This is a genomic window from Pseudomonas sp. (assembly GCF_037994325.1).
Classification (GTDB): Bacteria; Pseudomonadota; Gammaproteobacteria; order Pseudomonadales; family Pseudomonadaceae; genus Aquipseudomonas.
In genome coordinates this window covers 1-4448 of record NZ_JBBNAH010000362.1, presented here as the reverse complement: position 1 = coordinate 4448, position 4448 = coordinate 1, and the positions used below count along the sequence as shown (strand labels likewise).

4 protein-coding genes are annotated in these 4448 nt (G+C 56.2%); 2 read left to right on the top strand and 2 right to left on the bottom strand.

Going from position 1 to position 4448, the window contains the following annotated elements:
- Nucleotides 1-675: 675 nt before the first annotated feature.
- Entirely contained in the window at nucleotides 676-1695 is a 1020-nt protein-coding gene (locus AAAB16_RS12375) for a hypothetical protein (RefSeq protein ID WP_340663588.1), read from the bottom strand.
- 256 nt (nucleotides 1696-1951) lie between these two features.
- On the bottom strand, nucleotides 1952-2506 hold the full coding sequence (locus AAAB16_RS12370; protein WP_340663587.1) for a hypothetical protein: 555 nt from the start codon (nucleotides 2504-2506) through the stop codon (nucleotides 1952-1954).
- A gap of 367 nt (nucleotides 2507-2873) precedes the next feature.
- On the opposite strand from AAAB16_RS12370, the gene AAAB16_RS12365 reads away from it, so the two are divergent.
- Nucleotides 2874-3497: a cell wall hydrolase gene (locus AAAB16_RS12365; RefSeq protein ID WP_340663586.1), complete on the top strand. Its 624-nt coding sequence runs from the start codon at nucleotides 2874-2876 to the stop codon at nucleotides 3495-3497.
- 83 nt (nucleotides 3498-3580) lie between these two features.
- The gene (locus tag AAAB16_RS12360) at nucleotides 3581-4306 is read left to right on the top strand and encodes a hypothetical protein (protein ID WP_340663585.1); all 726 of its coding nucleotides are present in this window, start codon (nucleotides 3581-3583) and stop codon (nucleotides 4304-4306) included.
- Nucleotides 4307-4448 lie beyond the last annotated feature (142 nt).

Below are 4448 nucleotides of genomic sequence, written 5' to 3'. Positions count from 1 at the left end.
TGGTGAAAGCGACAGGGTTTCTGCGCAAGATCCTTGAACTGGGTGGCCGACTAGGTTTCGGCACTGGGTGTACCGAGCGCTACACCGGTCATGTGGAAATCCTTTTCAATAGGAGAGTTACCGGGTGATCCCTCTGGCAAAGGAGGATGGAATTTAGCAGGTCAGGACCGGCAGCAGTCGGCCAGTAGGGGACGTCCGAGAACAGACCTTTTAACCGATTCGTGCGTTACTGTTACTGCAGGCGCGCCTACCCATCATGCGGCCTCACTGGCGATTGCCTGCTCAAGCTGCTCGACGCGAGTTTTCACCTCTGGATGAGACTCAACCCAGAGACTGCCGAGATACTGCTTTACACTTCTTGAGCCAAGCAGTCGTTTTATGCCTGGGGCATCTCGGGCTTGAAGTAGATCATGTGCAAGCTCCAGGATATCCTCGCTTCGGCTGACATTTGGCTGCCCATACTCGATGTTGTAGCTCCAAACTCGTTGGATCTCTTTGATAAGTTTGCCAGCGGCCTTGGCGCTTTCAGTTCGAGCTCGGGGCATTCCTTGTACCTAGTTACTAGCGAAACGGGGACGGATTTATTTTCAGCTTTGATGCTATCAACCACTGTGCACGGACGTCAGCTTCTGGCCGATAGCAGACGTCCCCCCAGCGAAAACAGCTCCAGCGCGACTAAGGCCTCCAGTCCCAGTCAACGTCCAGCTCGTTTCCGGTCTTGTAGCTCTTGGGCAAGGGCGTACGTGGCAACGTGGTGCCGCCAAAGTAGGCTATCTCTCCAACGTGGATCCTCTCGGGCAGCGCGCGGATGGCGCTGTCGGCCAGAAAGAGGTTAAAGGTGACGGACAGGTTTTCGGGCAGTTCTTCAATGGCGCTGCCCGTCAGGTCGAGTTCGTCCAGATCCAGGAACGCTTTGGGGAGTTTGCGAATCTTCGAGTATTCGGCGAAGAACCCGACGTGCACGCTCGTCGACTCCGGTACTTCGGTGATCTGCGAGTGGCTGATATCCAGGGAGCACAGCTTCAGGTTCTCCGGCAGTTCGGCCACCTGAGTATTGGCGACAAACAGGTCCAGTTTGAGTGTCAGATCGCTGGGCAGGCGGGTGATTCCCGTGCCACGGATGTCCAGGCTGTCTCCCACGCTGAGCTGGGAAGGCAATTTGGTGATAGGGCAGTCCGTGATGATCAGGGCGCTGCCAATGTGCAGGCGCTCGGGCAGCTTGGAGATAGCGGTTTCACTGATGTTCAGCGAGCCAGACAGTACAAGCTCCTCAGGCAGCACCTCGAGCGCGCTGTTGCTGGCCACGATGCTGCGGCCTACTCGGATGTCGGCGGGCAACTGACGGAACTTGCACTCGGTGATGCGCAACGCGCCGCCGACCACCAAACCGGCCGGCAAAGACTCGCTCAGTATTTCGCTGTCCTCGAGAACCAGGTCTTCGGTTACCTCAAGGTTATCGGGAAGCACCAAGTCCGGGCATGCGTAGATCCGCAGGTCACCACGAACGGTGAGCGGAGAAGGCAGGCTGCGAAGGCTGCTGTTGTTCAGGCTGAGAGAGCCATCGATCACCCGTACGTTCTGCGGAAACTCGCTGATATCGCTCAGTGAGCAGTACGAGCCGGTAGTGAGGGTGATGCCTTCAGGCGATTCGACAGCAACAATGCGCTGACCGCCAATTTCAATAAAACTGTCCATGTTCTTGTCGTTCTCTGCGCAAGAGGGGGATGCGTTCGGGGACGAGCGAGCCCCACCATCCCGACAGTGCCGCAAGCAAGGTGCCGGGAATACCGCCAATCAGTCAGCCGGGCAGATGATGCATCAATGCCAGGCCATTGTGTGAAGTGGCCTTGGCAAAATGTGATGCTGTCTAGCCTCGCGGTGCCCTCGATACTCACGTGGGCAAAAGCGGACGTTTAGAGTAGAGAAATAGATCTTTCTCCTTTTCGCTTGATCAAGATTCAGGCTGATACGAGAAATTAGCCAACTCCTCAGGTGAACACTGCGACTCAAGATCAACATCCCGCTGCTGATCGCCTTTGTGCCCCTTCTGAAGGGAGTACTCGGTCATCCGCAGCAAAGTGTTGGTCCTGAGATTGATCAGCGTCGAGTAACCAATAAATGTCGAGACATACGGGTCATAGGTCCCGTCTTGAAAGTGGATGTTCAAGTAGTAAGGCAGAACCGCCTCGTCGTGAAACCAGGAGCCAGAAACTTCCACCTTGCTGAGGGCGTCGGTATTCAGAAGTCGGGTAAGACACTTTGGAAAAACCAGCGGCTTACCACCTAGATGAAGCACCAGTTTGGATACCGGCGTGGGTAGCTGAAACCAGGAGAATTCCATTTCCAGTTGTCCGGGACCGAGCGCTGGTGGAATTCCAGAGATAACGCCGTGTTCATTTATTGGCAGGATCACGTCTTTGTGTGCACAGGCCTTGCTGCTGATGAAAAAAACCAGCGCCAGCGCCGCCATCAACCTGTTCATGAGCATTACTACACGCTTATCCATAAAGCCTCGTTAATTCCATTTGACCGAGTCGCGAATGTTCATTCGGGGCGCTGGCTATGCTGCCGGAAGTGCGGCGATGAGTACATTAAGCTTTTGAAGCGAAGTGACTTAATCGAAAAGGCGCCAGATTTATTTTTCATACTCTTGACGTTAACTTCTGGTCGACAGGTGCCTATCGTGACCGGCTGCAAACGGCCAAAAGCAGACGCCTAGAGTAGAAAATAAGTCTGCCCCATTCCCCGTGCTGGTATTGGGCCTAGGGCGGAGAAAGCCCTAAGGATATAAAACGGAACTAGGCTGTCTGCTCTGTATCTCCGACTGCACTCGGCGCGCTCACTGCCATGCGGTTTAACAGGAAGAACCGATCATGCACCTCCTCGCAAAAGTCATTGGTGTCAGTCTCTTTTTATCGGTGGGCCAGCTCCAGGCCGCCGAAACCCAGCCGGCGGTAAAAGCCGCCGCCGAAGATAAAGCCGAAGTGCTGGAGCAAAAAGCCGCCGACAAGAACAGCCTGAAGGCTGCTCCACAAGCAACGCCGCTGAGCAAAACCGAAGTCCATGCCGTCGACCCCGCCGGCCAAGCGCCAATGGATGACGCCATCACCTGCCTGTCGCGGACGATTTACTGGGAAGCCAAGGGCGGTGCGAGTGAGGATATGGAAGCCGTGGCTAATGTGGTGCTCAACCGACTGGGCAACAAGGACTTTCCCCATACGGTCTGCGAGGTGGTCAAACAGGGTTCGGAAAAAAGTCCCTGCCAGTTCTCCTGGTGGTGTGACGGCCGGCCCGATCAGGTTGAGGAGGAAAACCGCTACACCGTCGCCAAGGAAATCGCCCGCAAAGCCCTTAACCAGCAACTGCCGGACCGCACCAATGGCGCGTTGTTCTTCCACGACCGGAGCGCTTCGGTGGATTGGTCCAAGACGTATATCAAGACCAAGGAGATCGGCAGTTTCACCTTCTACAAACCCAAGAGTGTGGCGGCGCGTTAGCGGCGCCGTTATGCCGATAGCGGCCGGTTATGAATGACGGCTATCGGATCGCCCGATGACGGCTAACAACGGAGGTTCGGCCCATGCCCAAAGTCACCACGCAACAGCTCGAAGACATGCGCGAACTCCTGCAGACCGGCCCACTGATCATCGGCGAGAACCATACGGTGAAGCTCGGACGGCAGGCCATCAAGAAGCTGCTGCGCATGTCGGCGATCCGCTTTCTGTCCTTGGAAACCCCGGTCGGCCCGGAAAGCGTCCTGAACACTCAAAACAACTCCGTGGATGAGACCTTCTTCGACCGCTATTTCAGCGAACAGCTGACCCTAAACAGCTCAATCACGCTGAAAGACTTGGCCCAATACGCCGTGGCCAACAACTTTGCCGGCAAGCAAGGAAAATATGCCGACGGCGACAAGCAAGCAGTACCGGTGTACTTCCACGATACCCCGCACCAGCGAAGCAATGTCGCGTTTGCCGGGTTGACCCCTACAGAGCGAATAGACGGCGACACGCTGCGCACAACCAGGCCAGTCTACGTGCAGCACGCCACACAATTTCTACCAGCAAACGTTAGCAAGTTACCCCTTAATGCCGACCCGCTGGCCACCGCTCAATGGGTGGTTATACGCAACCGTTACGCCAAGAAAGCCCTGACCCATATGCTTGGCGCAGACCCGGGCCAGCTAACTGGCCTGCTGATACTGGCCGGCAATGATCATATGAGCGCTGCGGTCTGTGGCAACGACGGCACCTTGCAACACGTGCTGGGCATTGCTCAAGAGCGCGTCTACGACTTTAGCCAGTGACACGGGCGCCCCACCGCCGCTATGCCGCCTGTAAAAGCGGCTGCGGCGACAAGCTTTTTGGGATACAAGCCAACGGGCTGGTTGCTGATCGAATCACAAGGCTGCTTTTCGTAGGGTGTGCTGTGCGCACCAAGCGTCGGCC

What these genes read in the sequence shown, in the direction of transcription:
- AAAB16_RS12375 (WP_340663588.1), bottom strand. Translation starts at nt 1,695, where the DNA reads ATGGACAGTTTTATTGAAATTGGCGGTCAGCGCATTGTTGCTGTCGAA.
- AAAB16_RS12370 (WP_340663587.1), bottom strand. Translation starts at nt 2,506, where the DNA reads ATGGATAAGCGTGTAGTAATGCTCATGAACAGGTTGATGGCGGCGCTG.
- AAAB16_RS12365 (WP_340663586.1), top strand. Translation starts at nt 2,874, where the DNA reads ATGCACCTCCTCGCAAAAGTCATTGGTGTCAGTCTCTTTTTATCGGTG.
- AAAB16_RS12360 (WP_340663585.1), top strand. Translation starts at nt 3,581, where the DNA reads ATGCCCAAAGTCACCACGCAACAGCTCGAAGACATGCGCGAACTCCTG.